At 72.2% G+C, this 17,635-nt stretch carries 18 protein-coding genes; 6 read left to right on the top strand and 12 right to left on the bottom strand.

Annotated elements, in window-relative coordinates; genetic code table 11:
* Positions 1 to 11 precede the first annotated feature (11 nt).
* Both Asi02nite_RS09625 and Asi02nite_RS09620 read left to right on the top strand, forming a co-directional pair.
* Entirely contained in the window at positions 12 to 392 is a 381-nt protein-coding gene (locus Asi02nite_RS09625; RefSeq protein ID WP_203711856.1) for a hypothetical protein, read from the top strand.
* Entirely contained in the window at positions 376 to 1,122 is a 747-nt protein-coding gene (locus Asi02nite_RS09620) for a class F sortase (protein WP_203711855.1), read from the top strand. Before Asi02nite_RS09625 ends, Asi02nite_RS09620 begins: the two co-directional genes overlap by 17 nt.
* Before the next feature lie 30 nt (positions 1,123 to 1,152).
* On the opposite strand, the gene Asi02nite_RS09615 is transcribed toward Asi02nite_RS09620, so the two are convergent.
* Entirely contained in the window at positions 1,153 to 2,040 is an 888-nt protein-coding gene (locus Asi02nite_RS09615; RefSeq protein ID WP_203711854.1) for a LysR family transcriptional regulator, read from the bottom strand.
* A 100-nt stretch (positions 2,041 to 2,140) separates the two neighbouring features.
* Here Asi02nite_RS09615 and Asi02nite_RS09610 point away from each other — a divergent pair, with 100 nt between their 5' ends.
* A complete protein-coding gene (locus tag Asi02nite_RS09610; protein WP_239126598.1) occupies positions 2,141 to 2,584 on the top strand; it encodes a VOC family protein in 444 nt (147 codons plus the stop codon).
* Between the two features lie 65 nt (positions 2,585 to 2,649).
* Here Asi02nite_RS09610 and Asi02nite_RS09605 read toward each other — a convergent pair whose 3' ends face one another.
* From Asi02nite_RS09605 to murD, 9 genes are all read right to left on the bottom strand, one after another.
* The gene (locus Asi02nite_RS09605) at positions 2,650 to 3,438 is read right to left on the bottom strand and encodes an alpha/beta fold hydrolase (protein WP_203711853.1); all 789 of its coding nucleotides are present in this window, start codon (positions 3,436 to 3,438) and stop codon (positions 2,650 to 2,652) included.
* Positions 3,435 to 5,105, bottom strand: a complete 1,671-nt coding sequence (locus Asi02nite_RS09600; RefSeq protein WP_203711851.1) for a bifunctional 3'-5' exonuclease/DNA polymerase — start codon at positions 5,103 to 5,105, stop codon at positions 3,435 to 3,437. The genes Asi02nite_RS09605 and Asi02nite_RS09600 overlap by 4 nt, the downstream gene beginning before the upstream one ends.
* Before the next feature lie 29 nt (positions 5,106 to 5,134).
* Entirely contained in the window at positions 5,135 to 6,085 is a 951-nt protein-coding gene (locus tag Asi02nite_RS09595; RefSeq protein WP_203711850.1) for a carbohydrate ABC transporter permease, read from the bottom strand.
* 8 nt (positions 6,086 to 6,093) lie between these two features.
* Positions 6,094 to 7,035, bottom strand: coding sequence for a carbohydrate ABC transporter permease (locus tag Asi02nite_RS09590; protein ID WP_203711848.1), 942 nt, complete (start codon positions 7,033 to 7,035; stop codon positions 6,094 to 6,096).
* A 14-nt stretch (positions 7,036 to 7,049) separates the two neighbouring features.
* Positions 7,050 to 8,477 carry an N-acetylglucosamine/diacetylchitobiose ABC transporter substrate-binding protein gene (ngcE, locus tag Asi02nite_RS09585; protein WP_203711847.1) on the bottom strand — a complete coding sequence of 476 codons (1,428 nt, stop codon included), beginning with the start codon at positions 8,475 to 8,477 and terminating at the stop codon, positions 7,050 to 7,052.
* Positions 8,478 to 8,504: 27 nt separating this feature from the next.
* Positions 8,505 to 9,254: a sugar isomerase domain-containing protein gene (locus Asi02nite_RS09580; RefSeq protein ID WP_203711845.1), complete on the bottom strand. Its 750-nt coding sequence runs from the start codon at positions 9,252 to 9,254 to the stop codon at positions 8,505 to 8,507.
* Complete coding sequence (locus tag Asi02nite_RS09575) at positions 9,254 to 10,183, bottom strand: MurR/RpiR family transcriptional regulator (RefSeq protein WP_203711844.1); 930 nt, start codon at positions 10,181 to 10,183, stop codon at positions 9,254 to 9,256. Before Asi02nite_RS09575 ends, Asi02nite_RS09580 begins: the two co-directional genes overlap by 1 nt.
* Positions 10,184 to 10,372: 189 nt before the next feature.
* On the bottom strand, positions 10,373 to 11,671 hold the full coding sequence (locus Asi02nite_RS09570; protein WP_203711842.1) for an aspartate aminotransferase family protein: 1,299 nt from the start codon (positions 11,669 to 11,671) through the stop codon (positions 10,373 to 10,375).
* 39 nt (positions 11,672 to 11,710) lie between these two features.
* The gene (gene murD / locus Asi02nite_RS09565) at positions 11,711 to 13,048 is read right to left on the bottom strand and encodes a UDP-N-acetylmuramoyl-L-alanine--D-glutamate ligase (RefSeq protein WP_203711840.1); all 1,338 of its coding nucleotides are present in this window, start codon (positions 13,046 to 13,048) and stop codon (positions 11,711 to 11,713) included.
* 58 nt (positions 13,049 to 13,106) lie between these two features.
* On the opposite strand from murD, the gene Asi02nite_RS09560 reads away from it, so the two are divergent.
* Entirely contained in the window at positions 13,107 to 14,450 is a 1,344-nt protein-coding gene (locus tag Asi02nite_RS09560; protein WP_203711962.1) for a MurL-like N-terminal domain-containing, read from the top strand.
* Here the strand turns inward: Asi02nite_RS09560 and Asi02nite_RS09555 are convergent.
* Positions 14,447 to 15,247, bottom strand: coding sequence for a TrmH family RNA methyltransferase (locus tag Asi02nite_RS09555; RefSeq protein WP_203711838.1), 801 nt, complete (start codon positions 15,245 to 15,247; stop codon positions 14,447 to 14,449). The two genes, Asi02nite_RS09560 and Asi02nite_RS09555, sit on opposite strands and share 4 nt — an antisense overlap.
* A 33-nt stretch (positions 15,248 to 15,280) precedes the next feature.
* Positions 15,281 to 15,886, bottom strand: coding sequence for a TetR/AcrR family transcriptional regulator (locus Asi02nite_RS09550; protein WP_203711837.1), 606 nt, complete (start codon positions 15,884 to 15,886; stop codon positions 15,281 to 15,283).
* Between the two features lie 105 nt (positions 15,887 to 15,991).
* Between Asi02nite_RS09550 and Asi02nite_RS09545 the strand changes: the two genes are divergently transcribed.
* On the top strand, positions 15,992 to 16,912 hold the full coding sequence (locus Asi02nite_RS09545) for an NADP-dependent oxidoreductase (protein WP_203711835.1): 921 nt from the start codon (positions 15,992 to 15,994) through the stop codon (positions 16,910 to 16,912).
* A gap of 6 nt (positions 16,913 to 16,918) precedes the next feature.
* Positions 16,919 to 17,587 carry an SDR family NAD(P)-dependent oxidoreductase gene (locus tag Asi02nite_RS09540; RefSeq protein WP_203711833.1) on the top strand — a complete coding sequence of 223 codons (669 nt, stop codon included), beginning with the start codon at positions 16,919 to 16,921 and terminating at the stop codon, positions 17,585 to 17,587.
* Positions 17,588 to 17,635: the final 48 nt, after the last annotated feature.

Below are 17,635 nucleotides of genomic sequence, written 5' to 3'. Positions count from 1 at the left end.
GGACATCACCCATGTCTAAGAGGTTCGTCGGCAAGGTTCTCGCCAGCGTCGCGCTGGGCGGGGCGACGCTGTTGATCGCACCCGGCATCGCGCTGGCCAGCGACCCCGGCGGTGACTGGACGAAGGGTCATGACGACAAGGCCTGCGCCGCCAGCGAGTGGCAGGGCAAGGAAGACAAGAAGGAGGCCCCCCACGGGGCGCCGGTGAAGGAAGAAGCCGCCAAGAAGGACGGCGACAAGGAGTGCGGCCCGCCGAAGGGCTGGGTCGACGGTGGCGCCGGCGGCGGCACCGACGCGACGCTCGCCACCACCGGCGGCGCGCTGGTCGGCGCGGCCGCGCTGGGTGGGCTCGTCCTCCTGCGCCGCCGGCGGACCGATGGCTCTGTGGCCTGAGGGCCCGACGGCACGAACCGGCGGCCGCCACGGAACTCCGTGGCGCGCCGCCGGCGCCGTGCTCGTCGCGCTGACCGCACTGGCCGGTGTGGGCCTGCTCGGCGCGTCGATGCAGGGGGCGCCGACGCCCCCGGCGCCGGTCGCCGCGGCCGCACCGGACTTCGAGCCGACGCTGCCGGCGGCCACGCCCAGCGGGTCGCCCCGTCCGAAGGCCGCGAGCGGGTCGCCGCGGCCGGCCGACAAGGCCGCGACACCGGCGCCCGCGCCGGTCCCGCTCAGCCGCTCCGAGCCCGTGACCGTCGCCATCAAGCGGATCGGCGTGTCGGCCACGATCCTCAACCTGAAGCTCAACAAGGACCGCACCCTGCAGGTGCCGCCGCTCAAGAAGGCCGACCTCGCGGGCTGGTACTCGCTCGGCCCCACACCCGGCGAGCTCGGCAACGCCGTGATCGTCGGCCACGTCACCACGAAGACGGCACCGGCTGTCTTCTTCAAGCTGGGTGAGCTGCGGCCCAAGGACGTGATCACGGTGACGCGCAAGGACGGCATCACCGCGAGCTTCACCGTCGACGGCGTCAAGTCGTACCCGAAGAGGAAGTTCCCGACCGACCTGGTGTACGGCCCGAACGACAAGCCCGGCCTGCGCCTCGTCACCTGCGGCGGTGAGTTCGACGCGAAGACGCACAACTACCAGGACAACGTGATCGTCTTCGCGACGGCCACCGGCTGAGCCCAGGCACCATGGACGGATGACCCTGCGCTAGCCCGCCGCGGCCTCGCCCGGGCGGACCTCGGCGACCGCCTGACGCAGCGCCGCCACGAAGGCCGCGGTGGCCGGTGGGTCCGGCGGGTCGCCGTAGGTCGCCAGGTAGACGCGGCGCCGGAAGTCCGGCAGCGGGGTCGCTTCGATGCCCGGTGCCCGGTGGGTACGCAGGGACAGGCCCGGCATCGTGGCCACGCCCATGCCGGCGGCGACGAGGGCCTGTTCGACGATCACATCATCGCTGGTGTAGGCGACGTGCGGGGTGAAGCCCACCCGCTCGCAGGCGTCGACGAACTCGCGGCGGCAGTTCTCGCAGCCCGCGATCCAGTCGGCGTCGCGGTGGTCGCGCAGCGTCTCGCCCGCGCGCAGGCTGAGCAGGTGCATCGGGTCGTCGAACAGGTGCGTGGCGCGGATGTCGTCCGGTGTCGTGTCGTCGTACCGGAAGATGACCGCGGCGTCGACCTGCCCGTCGCGCAGCAGGTCCAGGGCGACCTGCGGGTGCGCGTCGGCCAGGTGCAACTCGATGCCGGGGTGGTCGCGGCGCAGGGTGGCCGCCGCGTGCGGGATCAGGGCCGCGAGCGCCGACTGGAAGCCGGCGACCCGGACCCGGCCGGTACGCAGGCCCACCATCGCCGACAGTTCCGCGGCGGCGGTGTCGACCCGCCCGACGATCTCGGCGGCGCGGCGGGCCAGGTGCGCACCCTCGGGCGTGAGTCGGATGCCCCGCCCGACGCGTTGGACGAGGCGGGCGCCCGTCTCGGCCTCCAGCCGGGCCAGGTGGTGGCTGACCGCGGGCTGGGAGTAGCTCAGGTGTTTGGCGGCCTGGGTGACCGAGCCGTGCGCGGCGATCGCCGCGAGGATGCGTAGCCGCACGAGGTCCAGCATTCATTCATCGTACTTATGGATAACCGCAGAAGTTGGCATTGGACGAATGGGTTGTCCCCGGTGGAGGCTGAAGCCACGCATCCCGGAAGAAGGAGCACCAATGGTCAAGCGGATGGACAACGTCCTCATCGTCGTCGACGACCTCGCGGCCGCGATCGCGTTCTTCGTCGCGCTCGGTCTCGAGCTGGAGGGTCAGACGACGGTCGAGGGCGCGTCGGTCGACCAGCTCGTCGGGCTCGACGGGGTCCGGGCGGACATCGCGGTCGTACGCACCCCCGACGGCCACGGCCGGGTCGAGCTGACGACGTTCCACACGCCCAAGGCGATCAGCGCCGAGCCGAGGAACGCGCCGGCCAACACGCTGGGCATGGGTCGCATCATGTTCGCCGTCGAGGACATCGAGGACGTCCTCGCCCGCCTGCGCACCCACGGCGCCGAGCTCGTCGGCGAGCTGGTCCGGTACGGCGACAGCTACCGGCTCTGCTACGTCCGCGGCCCCGAGGGGATCATCGTCGGCCTGGCCGAGCAGCTCGACGAGCGCTGACAAGCTGGGTCACCGACCCGGGCCACGCTCGTCCGGCGGCGGGCCGGGCGGCAAGCACCCACGCGTCACGACACGTAGAAGTCCCGCAGCACCGGGGCCAGGATCTCGGGGTCGGCGACGTGGCCGGGTCGCGACAGCACCGCGCGCGTGCCGTGCGGCAGCGCGGCCACCAGCGCGTCGGCGGCGCTGTGGAAGAAGGTCAGGCCCTCGGCGTCGGCTCCGGTGGCGACGAGCACCGGTTGCCGGATCGCGGCGAGGCGCTCCGCCGGCACGCTCCCGTCGCCGAGGCACGCCGCGTCGTAGGCCAGCGTCGGCGCGAGCGTGACCAACGACGGCCAGACCGGTGCCGCCCGGGCGGCGGCGATGTCGTCGGGGCCGGACCCGGCGACCCGCATGAACGCGGCGAGGGCCTCGTCGGGCCGCCCGGCGGCCAGCAGCGCGGTCAGCTCGTCCACATAGGAGGCCCAGGCGGCGCGCAGGCCCGCGTCGGTGAAGTAGGGAACCTCGTAGACCGCGACCCGCCCGACCGGCAGCCCGGCCGCCGCGGCGGTGAGCGCCAGCGCCCCGCCCGAGGAGGCGCCGAAGAGATGCGCGGGACCGTCGACCACGGCCAGCAACGCGGCCAGGTCGTCGATCTCCCGCTCCACCGCGTAGGGCGCGGTGTCGCCACTGGGCGCGCGGCCGCGACGCGCGTAGTTGACGACCGTGAACGACCGCGCCAACGCCGCGCCCAGGGGCGCGTTCTCGGCGCCGTCGTCGAGCCCGCCGCCCACCAGCACGACCGCCGGCCCGGCCCCGGCGCGCGTGTAGGCGATCGGCGTCCCGTCGCGGGACGTCACCGAATCAGTGCTCATTTGGCCTCCGCGTAACAGTCGACCGCGGTCGCCTCCATCGGGAAGCGGACCTCCGTGTCGCCGAAGAGCGTGCGGGTCGCGCGCTCGCCCGCCTCGTGGACCGCCGTGACCACCGCCTCCGCCTGGTCGGCCGGGCAGTGCACCAGCACCTCGTCGTGCTGGAACAGGACCAGCTCGGCCGGCGTGCCGGCCAGTGTCGTGCGCAGCGTCGCCAGCAGCGCCAGGGCCCACTCGGCCGCCGTGGCCTGGATGACGAAGTTGCGGGTGAACCGGCCGCGGGCCCGCGCCCGCGCACCACCGCCCGCGGCGGGCTCGCCGCCCTCGTAACCCGCGTCGGCCAGCGACACCGAGACCGACGACGGCGGGCAGGTGCGCCCCAGCCAGGACCGCACCAGGCCGCCGCCCTCCCCCGTGCGGGCCGCGCTCTCGACGTAGTCGAACGCCGTCGGGTAGTGCCCCCGCAGCGCGGCCAGCGCCGGCACCGCCGCGCCGCCCGTCTGGCCGTACATGGCGCCGAGCAGTGCCACCTTGGCCTTGGCCCGGTCGCCGTCGAAGGCGTCGGCCGCCAGGGCCGCGTAGAGGTCGCCGGCCCGGCCCGCCGCGGCCAGCCGGGCGTCGCCCGAGACCGCGGCCAGGACGCGGGGCTCGAGCTGGGCGGCGTCGGCGACCACGAAGCGCCAGCCCGGGTCGGCGACCACCGCCCGCCGGACCACCTTGGGGATCTGCAGCGCTCCCCCGCCGCGGCTGGCCCACCGCCCGGAGACCACCCCGCCCGGCACGTATTCGGGCCGGAACCGGCCGTCGCGCACCCAGGCGTCGCGCCACGCCCAGCCGTGCGCCGTCCAGATCCGGTAGAGCTCTTTGTAGGCCAGCACCGGGCGCACCGCCGGATGGTCGACGTGCTGCAGCACCCAGGACCGCGTGTTGGGCACGTCGACTCCGGCCCGGTGAAACAGCTTGAGCAGCTCGCCCGGGGACTCCGGGTGCACCGAGCGGACCCCGAACGCGGCGGCGATCTCCGCGGCCAGCGTCACAAGGCGGGCCGGCGGCCCACCCACCGCTGACGGCGCCCCCAGCAGCGAGCGGAGCAGCTCGTCGTGCAGGTCGGCCCGCCACGGCAGCCCGGCGAACCCCATCTCGGCCGCGACCAGGGCACCGGCCGACTCGGCGGCCACCAGCAGCCGGAACCCCGCGGGCGACGTGGGCACGTCGGCCATCCGGGCGCGCTGGTCCGCGTACACGGTGACCAGGTCTTCGAGCCCGACCGACGACGAAGCCGACGGCGCCGCGAACAGCTCGCCCTGCCCACCCCCGGGCGGCGTCGCCGCGGCAGGCGGCGGATCGGGCGGCACCGGCGTGCCCCGCAACCGGGCCAGCGCGGCGGCGGGAGACCGCGGCGCACCCCAGGACCCCGCGGACCCGAGCAGCAGCGCCTCGGTCAGCTCGACGTCATGACACCGCGCGACCCGCACCCCGGATCGGAGCAACCCGGGATAAACAGCCGACGTCGCGGGCCAGACCCAGCGCGGCGAATCGGAAGCTTCGAGCGACGCGACGGCCGAGGCCAGGGACGGCACGGTCGCGGCGGCGCCGGCTGGGCGGCCCCTGTCGTCGAGCGGCAGGAGCCGACCCGAACCGCCCTCCCCCGGAACCGCCGCGACCAGCACGGACCCATTAGACCCGACGGGTACGACAGTTACTTCGTGATGCTCCCCGTCAGGCCCGCCTGGACCTGGCGCTGGAAGATGATGTAGACCGCGAGCACCGGCAGCATCGCCATCGTCAGGCCGGCGAACATGCCGGACCAGTCGGACCGGTAGCCCTGGTTGACCGAGAGGTCGATCAGCGCCTGCGAGATCGGGGCGCGCTTGTCCTCGCCGCTCTGGGGCTGCATCAGCAGCACGGGCAGGTACCACTGGTTCCACTGCCCGATCACGTTGAAGATGCCGATGCTGATCAGGCCGGGCTTGGCCATCGGCAGCATGACCCGGAAGAACAGCGCGGTGTGCGAGCAGCCGTCGACCAGCCCCGCCTCCGCCACCGTGGTGGGCAGCGTGCGGAAGAACGAGTGCATGAAGAAGACCGTGAACGACAGCGACCAGGCGACGTAGACCAGGATCAGCATCGCGTACTGGTTGTGCCCGAGGAACGGCACGATCTTGCCCATGTTGTCGATGCCCTTGTAGAGCGGCACCGCGGCCATGTAGACGGGCAGCGTCAGGCCCGCCAGGAACAGGTAGTAGATGACCCGGTTGCCGGGGAACTCGTACCGGGCCAGCACGTACGCGGCCATCGAGCCGAGCAGCATCGTGAGGAACACGCCGCCGCCCACGATGATCACCGTGTCGAGGAAGACGTCGGTGAAGTGGCCGTTGGTCCAGGCCCGCGAGAAGTTGCCCCAGTGCAGGCCCTCGGGGATCAGCGAGAGCGGCTTGCGGATGATCTCCTGGTCGGTCTTGAACGAGGAGACCACCACCCACAGCAGCGGGAGCACCACCATCGCGCCCCACACGAGCAGGAAGAGGTGGGAGAAGCCGCTGACCGCGACGTCGCCGAGCGAGGAGCCGTCCTTCGCGCGCCGCCGGTCGGGCTGCGGGGCGGCCACGCCGACGGTGCCCGCCGAGGGTGGCGTAGTAACCGTACTCATGCCGACTCCTAGTACTCGATCCGCTCGCGGCGGGTGACCCGCAGCTGCACGGCGGCCAGCAGCAGGGTGAAGATGCCGAGGGCGACGGCCATCGCGCAGGCGTAGCCGAACTGGCCCTTGTTGAACGCGGTGAAGTTGATGACCGACGCGAACACCTCGCTCGCGTGGTCAGGCCCACCCTGGCTGGGCGTCATGACGTAGACCAGCGCGTACATGTCGAGGGCGATGAAGCCGAGGTAGACCCAGGCGACCGAGACCGAGTCGCGCAGCAGCGGCAGCGTGATCCGGAAGAACGCGCTGATCCGGCTGGCCCCGTCGAGCGTCGCGGCCTCGAAGATGTCCTTGGGGATCGACTGCATCGCCGCGGAGAACAGCACCATGTAGAAACCGGTGCCGCCCCAGACCGCGATCAGGAGCAGGAACCAGAGCACGGTGGGTACGCCGAGGAAAGGCGTCGGGTCGGCGACGAACTGCAGGGGCTTGTCGGCGTCGACCAGGCCGATCTTCATCAGGATCCCGTTGAGCAGGCCCTGGCTGTCGCCGCGGTAGATGGCCTGCCACATGATGGCGACCAGCACGAGCGAGAGCACCTGCGGGAAGAAGAAGATCACCTTGTAGACGTTGGAGCCCCAGACGCCGCGGACCCCGGCCCTGCTCCCGCGTCCGCCCACATTGAGCAGGAACGCGAAGAGCAGGGCCAGTGCGATCGTGAAGACCGGCACGGTGACCAGGAAGAACACGCTGTGCCAGAAGGCTTTGCGGATCAGCTCGTCCTTGACCAGCCGGACGTAGTTGTCCAGCCCGACGAACTCCTGTGTGTCGGAGTAACCGCCCCAGTTCGTCAGCGAGTACCCGATGTCCTGCGCGTAGGGCCACAGCACGTAGAACACGTACAGCAGCACCGGCAGGAACAGGAAACTCGTGATGAAGCGGGCTTTACCGTGCCGCATCTCGACTATCCGTTCTAGGCGTCGCGGGTGAACTTCTTGATGGAACTGTCGCCGGCCACCTTGTCCGTGGCCGCCTGGAGCGTATCGGCGAACTTCGCGGCGGTCATACGGCCGGCCATCAGCTCACCGATCGCGTTCTGCTCCGCCTTGTCGACGTCGGCGTACCAGTCGGGGTGCTTGAAGGAGACCAGGTCGCCCGTGGCCTTCTTCATGACCTCGCCGGCCGAGACCAGCGCGGTCGAGTTGGTGACCTTGTCGCCCGAACCGGCCCGCGAGGAGAGCGAGCTCGTCAGCTCCGCGAACTTGCCGGCGCCCTCGACGGAGAACATGGCCCGCAGGAACTCCATGCCGCCAGCCGCGTTGGCCGCCTTCTTCGGGACGATCCAGTTCTCGCCCGAGCCGGCGTACACGGCGCCCTTGGCCTTGTCGTTCGCGCTGACGTCCCAGAAGTTGGCGAGCTTCATCTGGAAGCCGGACGGGATCGTCTGGCGCATCTCGTTCTCGAGCCAGGTGCCGCAGGGCAGGATCGCCGCCTTGCCGTCGAGCCACGCCTGCTGCGACTCGGTGTGGGTCAGCGTCGCCGAGCCGGCCAGCGTGTAGCCGTCCTTGACGATCTTCTCGGTCGCCTCGAGGGCGGCCATCACCTCAGGGGTCTTCCAGCAACCGGGCTTGAGGTTGTCGATGTCGACGACCGCCTGCTTGCCGCCGGACTTCCAGATCCAGCTCATGATGGCCCAGCGCATGTAGTACGGGTACTTGCCCGCGAACGCGAACGGCGCGGTGCCGGCCGCCTTGATCTTCGGGGCGAGCGCGAAGAACTCGTCGAAGGTCGTCGGCATGGTCCAGCCGTTCTTGTCGAACAGCGCCTGGTTGTACCACATGCCGAACACGGTGTACGCGTAGTTCAGCACGAACACCTTGCCGTCGAACGTGCCGTCGTTGACGGTGCCCGGCAGCAGGGTGTCGCGGACCTTCTGGTTGGGGTCGTCCCAGCTCGGCGCGTCCAGCAGCGGCGTGAGCTCGGTCAGCGCGCCCTCGTTGACCAGCGTGTCCAGCGCCATGATGTCGGCGCCGGCGTTGTTGATCAGGTCGGCCGGGGTGGTGCTGAACTTCGGCTGCTGCTCGGTCTTGATCTTCTGCGTCGAGCTCAGGTTGACCTTGACGTTCGCGTGCTTCTTGTTGAAGACGGTCACGTCGAACTTCGCGTACGCGTCACCGAGGCCGCCGTTGAAGACGACCACCTCGACCTGGCCGCTGTCGGCCACGCCGAGCGGGTTGTCGGAGGTCTTGGCCCCGGTGTCGGCCTTGTCATCCCCCGTGGAGCTGCCGGCACACGCGGAGAGCAGGCCGACGGCGGGGGTGGCGAGCAGACCGGCGGCCGCGGTACCGCGCAGCAGGTTGCGGCGACTGAGGTCCGACGTGCTGTCGGGGAGTTGCGACATCTTGTCTCCTCGATTCATCGATCGGGGTTATGCGGTCCGCCGGAGGCGCCCGGCGTACCGCGATTCGAGGGCGTGGTTGTGCGCGTCCCCACCGGGGACGTTCGCGGAGAGGTAGATAGGGGGCGCCTCTCCGTGTTGGTGGAACCGTCGCACGACCTCGGCGGTCAACAGCTGCGCGAGGAGCGCAGCGGTCACCGACGAGACCGCGCAGACCGTGCCGCCGTCGTGCGTCGGCAGCAGTGCGTCGCCGTACGGCGCGCCGTTGTCCAGCACGACGTCGGCCAGGTCGGCCAACCGCCGACCGGACGGGTGGCGGGGTGCCACCCTGTTCGTGTGCGCCACCGAGGTGACCGCGATCAGCGGGTGACCCCGCCCCTTCACCAGGGTCGCCAGCTCGACGACCGAGCCGTTGATCCCGGACTGTGACGCCACCACGAACACGTCCTGCGGCTGCGGCCCGGCCAGCGCGTAGAGCTGGTGCGCTATCTCCGGGTCGCGCTCGAGCTTGGGGTCGCCGAGCACGTCGCGGTGCGCGTCGCCGTGCAGCACGAGGTCGTGGAGGTCGATCCGGTTGGTGGGCACCAGGCCGCCGGCCCGGCCGACCAGGTCGGCGGCGAACGCGGCGGAGTGCCCGGCGCCGAACGCCTGCAGCACTCCCCCGGCGCGCAGGCTCCCGGCGATCAGGTCCGCGGCCCGCTCCAGGCCGTCGGCCTGGGCGTCCAGCAGACCGTCGAGCAGCGGGAGTACGGCGTTCTTGTAGTCACGCGCGGAGACCATCACAGCGCCGCCCCCTTCGCCGTCTTGTGGCCGTCGACCGCCTGCGCGGTGCGCTGGAACGACGCGTGCGCGCGGTCGTGGGTGCGCTGCGCGACCGCGATGTAGAGCAGGTCGAGCACCACCAGCTGCGGGTGCCGCGCCGAGAGCGCGTCCGGCCGGAACGTGGTCGCCTGCGCGGCGGTCAGCAGCACGATGTCGGCGAGCTCGGCCAGCGGCGAGCGCGGGAAGCTCGTCAGCGCGACCGTGGTCGCGCCCCGGCTGCCGGCCTCGGCGAGCATCTCGATCGTCTCCCGGGTGGCGCCGCTGTGACTCACGCCCAGCGCCACGTCGCCCGGGCGCAGCAGCGCCGCGCTGGCGAGTCCGTTGTGGACGTCGGTCCAGGCCCACGCGGCGACGCCGATGCGGTGGAGGCTGAACTGCATCTCCTCGCCGACCAGGGCGCTGCCGCTGGCGCCGAAGATGTCGACCCGGGTGGCGGCCGCGATCGCGTCCGCGGCGCGCTCCACCTCGGCCAGGTCGAGCAGCGCGGCGGTGTCGTGCATGGCCCGGGTGTCGGCGGCCATGATCTGGCCGAGCACGCGGTCCAGCGGGTCGGTCGGCTGGATCTCGCGGCCGATGTCGAACGTCCAGCCGGCGGAGCGGGCCCGGCCGGTCTCCGCGGCGATGCCGAGGCGCAGGTCGGCGTAGCCGTCGAAGCCGAGCGCCCGGCAGAACCGGGTGATCGTCGCGGGCGAGGTGCCGCTGCGCTCGGCCAGCTCGACGATGGTCGCGCGGGCCGCGGCGGCCGGGTCGGCCAGCACCTGCTCGGCCACCCGCTGCAGCGCGCCGGTGAACTCGGGAAGGCCCGCGCGCACCCGGAGCAGGACCCCGTCGGCGGGCGAGGCATCGACGACCGCGGTGGCGGTCGAGTCGGCCTCGCGCTCGATCATGGGACCGCCTTTCGGAAAAGAGTGTTAACTGTTAGTGGTAAAAGTTCTTACTGAAGCCCCCTCTGTGTCAAGACTTTGGGTGAAGTTTTCAAACTGTTACGCGCCGACACCCACGCGAAACCCCGCCGGCAGCCTGCACCGACGGGGTTCTCGACGCGGTAACGGAGGCCCTGACCCGCAGGCCAGAGCCTAGGCGGCGCTTGCCTCGCGGATGGCGTTGACCAGGATCTCCAGGGCTTCGCGGGCCTCGTCCTCGGTCAGCGTCAGCGGCGGGCCCATCCGCAGCACGTTGTTGTAGAGACCGCCCTTACCGACGAGCAGCCCGCCCTTGCGGCACTCCTCGAAGACGCGCAACGTCGCCGGCACGTCGGGCACGGTGGTGCCCGGTTGGACCAACTCGATCGCGAGCATCAGGCCCCGGCCGCGGATCTCGCCGACGATCGGGTTGTCGCCGACCGCCTCCGTCAGGCCGTCGCGCAGGATCGCGCCGACCCGGGCCGCGTTGGCCTGCAGGTCGTGGTCGAGCACGTAGTCGAGGGTCGCGTTGCCGGCGGCCGTCGAGATCGGGTTGCCGCCGAACGTGGAGAACGACGTCGCCGGCACCTGGTTGATCACGTCGGCCCGGCCGACCACGCCGGCCAGGGCGAACCCGTTGCCGATGCCCTTGGCGAAGGTGAGCAGGTCAGGCACTACGCCGTGCGCCTGGTAGCCCCAGAAGTGGTCGCCCGTGCGGCCCCAGCCGGTCTGCACCTCGTCGGAGATGAGCAGGATGCCCGTCTCGTCCAACACCTTCTTCAGCGCGCCCAACAGCCCGTCGGGGCCGGCCACGAACCCGCCCACGCCCTGCACCGGCTCGGCGATCAGCGCGGCCACGTCACCGGCGGTCTGCGTCGCCAGCACCTCGCGGAGATCGTCGACGGCCGCGTCGACCTGCTCGTCGTCACCGAGCCGGGACAGCAGCCCGCGCAGCCGGTCGCCCGAGTGCAGCCAGCTCACCTGCAGCGGGTTGAGCGAGCTCGCCGACCAGCCGCGGTGGCCGGTGATGCCCATCGCGGCGTACGACCGGCCGTGGTAGCTGTTGCGCACCGCGAGGATCTGGTTGGACCGGCGGTGGTTGGTCGCCATCAGCAGCGCGGCCTCGTTGGCCTCGGTGCCCGAGTTGGTGAAGAACACCCGCGCGTCCGGGATCCCGGACAGCCTCGCGATCTTCTCGGCCAGCTCGACCTGCGCCCGGATCAGGTAGAGCGTCGAGGTGTGCGCCACGCCGGTGCGTAGCTGGCGTTCCACGGCCTGCGTGATCTCCGGGATCGCGTACCCGACCATGGTCGTCAGCACGCCGCCGAAGAAGTCCAGATAGGTGCGGCCGTCGGAGCAGGTCACCCGCCGCCCGGACCCGGACACGATCTCGAGCGGTTCGGCGTAGTAGAGCGGCATCCAGCTCGGCATAACGGCACGGTGCCGGGCCAGCAGGTCGTCGGTGCTCGTCATCCTCACGGTCTAGCACACCGTGCGGCCTCGTGGGCCTCGTCAGACGGGTGCGCTTTCCTTGATCGCTTCCGCGTACGCCTGGCTGCGGTGTTCGAAGTTGCGGAAGCGGCCGTAGCTCGGCGCGCCGGGCGAGAGCAGCACGACGCCACCGGCCGGGGTCAGCTCGCGGGCGCGGCGGACGGCGGCGTCCAGATCCTCGACGACCTCGGCGCGTACGGTGTCGAGGCCCTTGAGCGCGTCGACGATCCGCGGCCCGCTGTCGGGGATGCCGAGCACCGTGATGGCGTCGAGCCGTTCGAGGTGGTCGCGGAGCACGGTGTAGTCGACGCCCCGGTCGTTGCCGCCGACGATCACGGTCAACGGCCTGCCCTCGTACGCGTCGATCGCGTGTGTCGTGGCGTGCGGGCTGGTCGCCAGCGTGTCGTCCACGAACGTGAGGCCGGACGGGTCGGCGATCTCGGCGAGCCGGTGCGGCAGCGGCTGGAAGGTCCTGGCGGCTTCCCGGAGTTCGTCGGCCCGGGTCACGCAGTCGATGCCGAGCGCGGTCAGCACCGCGAGGGCCACGCACAGGTTGCCGGCGTTGTGCCGACCGGGAAGGTTGAGCGCCGCCCGGGGGAACAGTCTCGTGCCGTCGGGAGCGACGACGTCCTCGGCCTCGATCCGGAAGCCGCCCGCCACGTTCGCGGCGATCGCCTCGGGCCGGTCGCGCAGGCGCGGGGCGAGGCGCGGGTCGGCGGCGTTGTAGATGATCGCTTTCGGTCCGTGGGCGACGATGTTGAGCTTGTCGCGGTAGTACTCCTCCTCGCCGCCGTGCGCGTCGAGGTGCTCCGGGAAGAGCGCGGTGACGGCGGCGACGGCCGGCGAGACGGTCAGGTCCGAGCACTGGTAGCTGGACAGCTCCAGCACGTACTGGTCGGCGTCGCCGGGCAGGTCGAGCACCGGCACACCGATGTTGCCGCCGTACAGGTTGGGCCGGCCGACGGCCGTGAGCAGGTGGCTGACCAGGCTCGACGTGGTGCTCTTGCCCTTACTGCCGGTGACCCCGACGGTACGGTCGGCATGGTCGGCCATCCACAGCGCGGTGCCCTGCGTGACGGTCACCCCGGCCGCCCGGAGCCGGACCATCCACGGGTGGGTCTGCGGGATGCCCGGGGAGCGCACGACGACATCGGCCTCCGCGAGCGCCTCGTAACGATCCGTGAGCGGCGCCGCGGCGGCCAGCTCGCCCTCCCAGGGGAGGCTGAGGAAGTTGCCGCTGTCGTCGACCGCGACCAGGTCGGCCGGTCGCTGGGCGGCGATCGCGACGACGGCGGCCCGGCCCTCGCGCCCGGTGCCCCACACGGCGACCCGGCGTCCCTGCAGGTCGGCCAGCCTCATGCGCGTGCTCCTCGTGGTGTCGGGCGGCCCGGTGGCGGGCGCCGACCTAGTATGGCGTGTGCGCAACGAGCAGCTCGGCCAGATGGCGGTCTTCCGGTTCCCGTCCACGTCCTACGACGCCGCCACCGGCGTGGCGACCTTCGGCTACGAGCTCGACGGGCCGGCCGGCACGTTGTCGTTCACCGAGACCGTCACCTTCCCGGTGCCGGCGGTCGCGCCGTCGCAGGCCCGGCTGGCCGCGTTCCGGCAGGTCCTCTCGCTGCTCCACCTGGTCGCCGGGGTCAGCTACTACAAGGCGGCCGCGCCGCCGCGGATCGAGCTGCCCGCGCCCGTCTCCGGCCCGGTGCTCGACTACGTCACCGCCGTCTACACCAAGGGGCTCGCGGAGTACGCGTACCGCAACGACCTGCCGCACGTGCTGTCGCTGGTGCCGGACGCGCCGGGGCTCGCCACGGTCGCCGCGCCGGCGCCCGAGCTGACCGAGGGGCGGCCGCTGTCGGCCGTCGGCGGCGGCAAGGACTCGATCGTCACGCTGGAGACGCTGCGCGGTGGCGGGTTCGACCCCGTGCCGTTCTCCGTCAACCCCAACCGGATCATCGAGGCCGTCAACGCGGCCTCGGGCGTGCCGGCGCTGGCCGCCCGGCGCACGCTCGACCCGCTGCTGCTCGAGCTGAACGCCGCCGGGGCCCGCAACGGGCACATCCCGGTGACGGCGATCAACTCGCTGATCGCCGTGGCCACCGCCGTCCTGCGCGGGCTGGGGCCGGTGGTGATGTCCAACGAGCGTTCGGCGTCCGACCCCAACCTGATCTGGAACGGTCACGAGATCAACCACCAGTGGTCGAAGGGCGTCGAGGCCGAGGGGCTCCTGCGGGACGCGCTGGCCGCCCACGCCGGGCTGGTCGACCCCTACTTCTCGCTGCTGCGTACGCTCTCCGAACTGCACATCGCCAAGCTGTTCGCGGGCTTCTCCGGCTACGACGGCGTGGTGACGAGCTGCAACCAGGCGTTCAAGCTGCGGGACGCGACCGCCCGCTGGTGCGGCCACTGCCCCAAGTGCCGGTTCGTCTACCTGGCCATGGCGCCGTTCATGACGCCGGCGCGGCTCGTCGAGATCTTCGGGCTCGACCTGTTCGCCGACCCCGCGCAGATCCCGGGCTACCTCGAGATCCTCGGCATCGACGGGCACAAGCCCTTCGAATGCGTCGGCGAGGTCGAGGAGTCGCTGGTCGCGCTCGGGCTGCTGGCCCGGCAGCCGGCCTGGTCCGGGACGCCGGTGGTGACGGCGCTGGTCGCGGCGGTGCCGGCCGAGGCGTGGGCGGCGGCGTCCGACTCCGAGGTGTTCACGCCGGGCGGGCCGCACTTCGTGCCGGCGACCTACGCGAAGCTGCTGCCCTCCTAGTCGTCCCGACCGAGCTCCCAGAAGGCGACGGCGGCGGCGGCCGCGACGTTGAGCGAGTCGACGCCGCGGCGCATCGGGATGGCGACGCGCACGTCGCTGGCCCGGATCGCGCCCGGGGTGATGCCCGGGCCCTCGGCGCCGAGCAGCAGGGCGGCCTTCGCGCGCTGGCTTTCCGTGAGGCGCTGCAGCGGGACGGTGTCGACGCCCGGGGTCATCGCGATCACGGTGAAGCCGGCGTCCTTGAGCCGGGTCAGCGCTTCGGGCCAGGGCGCCAGCGTCGCGTACGGCACGGCGAAGACCTCGCCCATGCTCACCCGGACGCTGCGGCGGTAGAGCGGGTCGGCGCAGGTCGGCGAGAGCAGCACCGCGTCGACGCCGAGCGCGGCCGCGCCGCGGAAGATCGCGCCGACGTTGGTGTGGTTGTTGATGTCCTCCAGGACGGCCAGGCGGCGGGCGCCGGCGAGGATCGCGTCGAGGTGGGGCAGCGGGCGGCGGTGGAAGCTGGCCAGCACGCCGCGGTGCACGTGGAACCCGGTCACCTGCTCCAGCACGGGTTGGCCGCCGGCGTAGACGGGCGCGATGTCCGCCAGGTCGCCGAGCTGGTCGACGCGCTTCTCGTCGACGAGGAACGAGCGGGGCCGGTAGCCGGCGCGCAGGGCGCGGCGCAGCACCAACTCCCCCTCGGCGATGAACAGGCCGTGCGGGGGTTCCCAGCGGGTACGCAGCTCGACGTCGGTCAGCGCGCGGTAGTCGCCCAGCCGCTCGTCGCCCGGGTCGGTGATCACGGTGACCGGCACGCGGGCCATTCTCCGCCTGGTCGTCGGCGGGCCTTAACCCGGGACGGCCTCGACCTGCGGTGGCCGGGTCGGCACGGAGGTCGGGCGGAGCCCGTCGAGCACGTACGCGAGGTGCCGGCGCCAGGCGTCCGGCGCGCTGGTGGCGGTGCGCTCCACGAGGCCGGCGTTGGCCATCAGGATCAGCACGACGTCGGCGTGGTCGACCTCGGCCCGGATCGCCCCGGCCGTCCGGGCCCGGTCGATCAGCGCGGTGAGGTAGTCGAAGGCGATGTCCCGCAGGTCGTCCAGCTCGTCCACTTCGGACATCCGCGCGGTGAGCAGCTCGGCCAGCGCCCGGTCGGTGGCCTGCAGCTCGCACAGATAGGTCAGGTGGCGCGCGAAGGCCGACCACGGGTCGGGGTCGTCGAGCGCCGACCGGGCGGCGGCGACCACCTCGCGCAGCGGCTCGACGAAGACGGCGCCGACCAGGTCGCGGCGGCGGGGGAACCGGCGGTAGAGGGTGGCGTTGCCGACCTTGGCGCGGCGGGCGATGTCGTCCAGCGGCGCGTCCAGGCCGCGGGCCGCGAAGATGGCGCGGGCGGCGTCCACGAGTTGTCGGCGATTGCGCTCGGCGTCGGCCCGCAAGCTTCCGGGAGACATGGCAGATACCTTACGGCGGCAACCGGGGATCGTTCCCCGGTCGTGCTAGCGTCGCAGAAGGAGCTAAGCAGGGACAATCCCCCGGTTAGGTGAGGTGGTCTCGCGATGGCACGAGCACTGGCGGTCGCCGGGCGCGACCAGAGTCCCGCTGTCCTGGACGTCGCGGTGCCCAACCCCGGCCCGGGGCAGATCCGGGTGGCGGTCGAGGCGGCGTCACTGAACGGGATCGACGCCGCGACCGGATCGGGACAACTCTGGGACTCCGTACCCCATCGTTTCCCGGTCATCCTCGGCCGTGACTTCGCGGGCACCGTCGAACGGGTCGGGCCCGGCGTCGCGACGATCCGGCCCCGGGACCGGGTGGCCGGCGTGATCACCGGCATGACGCTGGCCCGCGGGGCGCTGGCCGACACGATCATCTTCGACGCTCGCAGCGTGGCTCCGCTGCCGGAGGGCATCACCGAGGAGCAGGCGGCCGCCGCGGGCCTGGCCGCCCTCACCGCGAAGGCGCTGGTCGACGCGCTGGCCCTGACGCCGTCGGACACCGTGCTGGTCGCGGGCGCGACGGGCGGCGTCGGCGCGTACGCCCTGCAGTTCGCGCGTTCCCTGGGAGCCACGGTCTACGCGACCGCGCGTCCCGGCGAGCCGACCGAGTTCGTCCGCGGGCTGGGTGCCAACGAGACGCTGGACTACACCGACGGCGGGTTCTCCGCACCGTCCGGCCTCACCGCGATCGTGCACGCCGCCGGTGATGCCACGGCGCTCGCCGCGCTGCTCCCGGCGGGTGGGCGCCTCTCGTCGGCGCTCGGCGCCTCGACGACGGCCGTCGGTCGCTCCGACATCACGGTCACGCCGGTGATGCCGACCGCGACCCCGGAGGCGCTGAGCACGATCCTGGACGCGATCGCGTCGGGCACGCTGCGGGTGCCGATCACCCACACGTACGCGATGGCCGAGGCGCCGCAGGCGTTGGCCGACTTCGGCAACCACAAGCTCGGCAAGCTCGTCGTCGACACACGGCGCTGATCCGCCATGCCCACTCTGGCGATCGTCGGCGCGGGTCCGGGGCTGGGACTGTCGATCGCCCGGGTGTTCGGCGCGCAGGGGTACTCGGTCGCGCTGATCGCCCGCAGCCGGTCCACATTGGATTCGCTGGTGGCCGGGCTGCCGGGTGTGGACGCGGCCGGCTATCCGGCGGACATCATGGACCGACCGTCCCTGGTGGACGCTTTCAAGGAGATCGCCGCCAACCACGACCCGGTCGAGGTGCTGGAGTTCTCGCCGGCGCCGCGCGGGCCGGAGCCGGGGCTGGTGCTGGCGGGCCCGCTGGACGTGAGCGTGGCCAACGTGCAGCCGCACTTCGACTTCTACGTGCACGGCGCGATCACGGCGACCGGCCAGGTTTTGCCCGGGATGCTGGAACGCGGCACGGGCACGCTGCTGTACACGACGGGCCCGCACGCGGTGACGCCCGCGCCGGCGATGGGCAACGTCGGGATGGCCTGCGCGGCGCTGCGCAACTGGGTCCTCAACCTGCACGACGCGCTGGCGGACAAAGGGGTGTACGCGGCGCACGTCCCGCTGGCCACGGACGCCGAGCCGGACGCCATCGCTCCGCACTACTGGCGGATCCACACGGCGGGCGAGGGCGGCGAACATCTGCTGTCGCCCGAGGCGCTGCGCTCCACACGCGAGCTCTGACGGCTGCGGCACGAGGCGGGCACAGCCGGCGCCGGGTGGGCGGCGCGG

The sequence above is a fragment of the Asanoa siamensis genome (assembly GCF_016862555.1).
GTDB classification, from domain to species: Bacteria; Actinomycetota; Actinomycetes; order Mycobacteriales; family Micromonosporaceae; genus Asanoa; species Asanoa siamensis.
Note: the sequence above shows the minus strand (reverse complement) of the source record. Positions and strands in the feature narration are given on the sequence as shown.

Bases quoted from the DNA above. Each gene is read 5' to 3' on its own strand.
- Asi02nite_RS09625 (WP_203711856.1), top strand. From the start codon at position 12: ATGTCTAAGAGGTTCGTCGGCAAGGTTCTCGCCAGCGTCGCGCTGGGC.
- Asi02nite_RS09620 (WP_203711855.1), top strand. From the start codon at position 376: ATGGCTCTGTGGCCTGAGGGCCCGACGGCACGAACCGGCGGCCGCCAC.
- Asi02nite_RS09615 (WP_203711854.1), bottom strand. From the start codon at position 2,040: ATGCTGGACCTCGTGCGGCTACGCATCCTCGCGGCGATCGCCGCGCAC.
- Asi02nite_RS09610 (WP_239126598.1), top strand. From the start codon at position 2,141: ATGGTCAAGCGGATGGACAACGTCCTCATCGTCGTCGACGACCTCGCG.
- Asi02nite_RS09605 (WP_203711853.1), bottom strand. From the start codon at position 3,438: ATGAGCACTGATTCGGTGACGTCCCGCGACGGGACGCCGATCGCCTAC.
- Asi02nite_RS09595 (WP_203711850.1), bottom strand. From the start codon at position 6,085: ATGAGTACGGTTACTACGCCACCCTCGGCGGGCACCGTCGGCGTGGCC.
- Asi02nite_RS09590 (WP_203711848.1), bottom strand. From the start codon at position 7,035: ATGCGGCACGGTAAAGCCCGCTTCATCACGAGTTTCCTGTTCCTGCCG.
- ngcE (WP_203711847.1), bottom strand. From the start codon at position 8,477: ATGTCGCAACTCCCCGACAGCACGTCGGACCTCAGTCGCCGCAACCTG.
- Asi02nite_RS09580 (WP_203711845.1), bottom strand. From the start codon at position 9,254: ATGGTCTCCGCGCGTGACTACAAGAACGCCGTACTCCCGCTGCTCGAC.
- Asi02nite_RS09575 (WP_203711844.1), bottom strand. From the start codon at position 10,183: ATGATCGAGCGCGAGGCCGACTCGACCGCCACCGCGGTCGTCGATGCC.
- Asi02nite_RS09570 (WP_203711842.1), bottom strand. From the start codon at position 11,671: ATGACGAGCACCGACGACCTGCTGGCCCGGCACCGTGCCGTTATGCCG.
- murD (WP_203711840.1), bottom strand. From the start codon at position 13,048: ATGAGGCTGGCCGACCTGCAGGGACGCCGGGTCGCCGTGTGGGGCACC.
- Asi02nite_RS09550 (WP_203711837.1), bottom strand. From the start codon at position 15,886: ATGTCTCCCGGAAGCTTGCGGGCCGACGCCGAGCGCAATCGCCGACAA.
- Asi02nite_RS09545 (WP_203711835.1), top strand. From the start codon at position 15,992: ATGGCACGAGCACTGGCGGTCGCCGGGCGCGACCAGAGTCCCGCTGTC.
- Asi02nite_RS09540 (WP_203711833.1), top strand. From the start codon at position 16,919: ATGCCCACTCTGGCGATCGTCGGCGCGGGTCCGGGGCTGGGACTGTCG.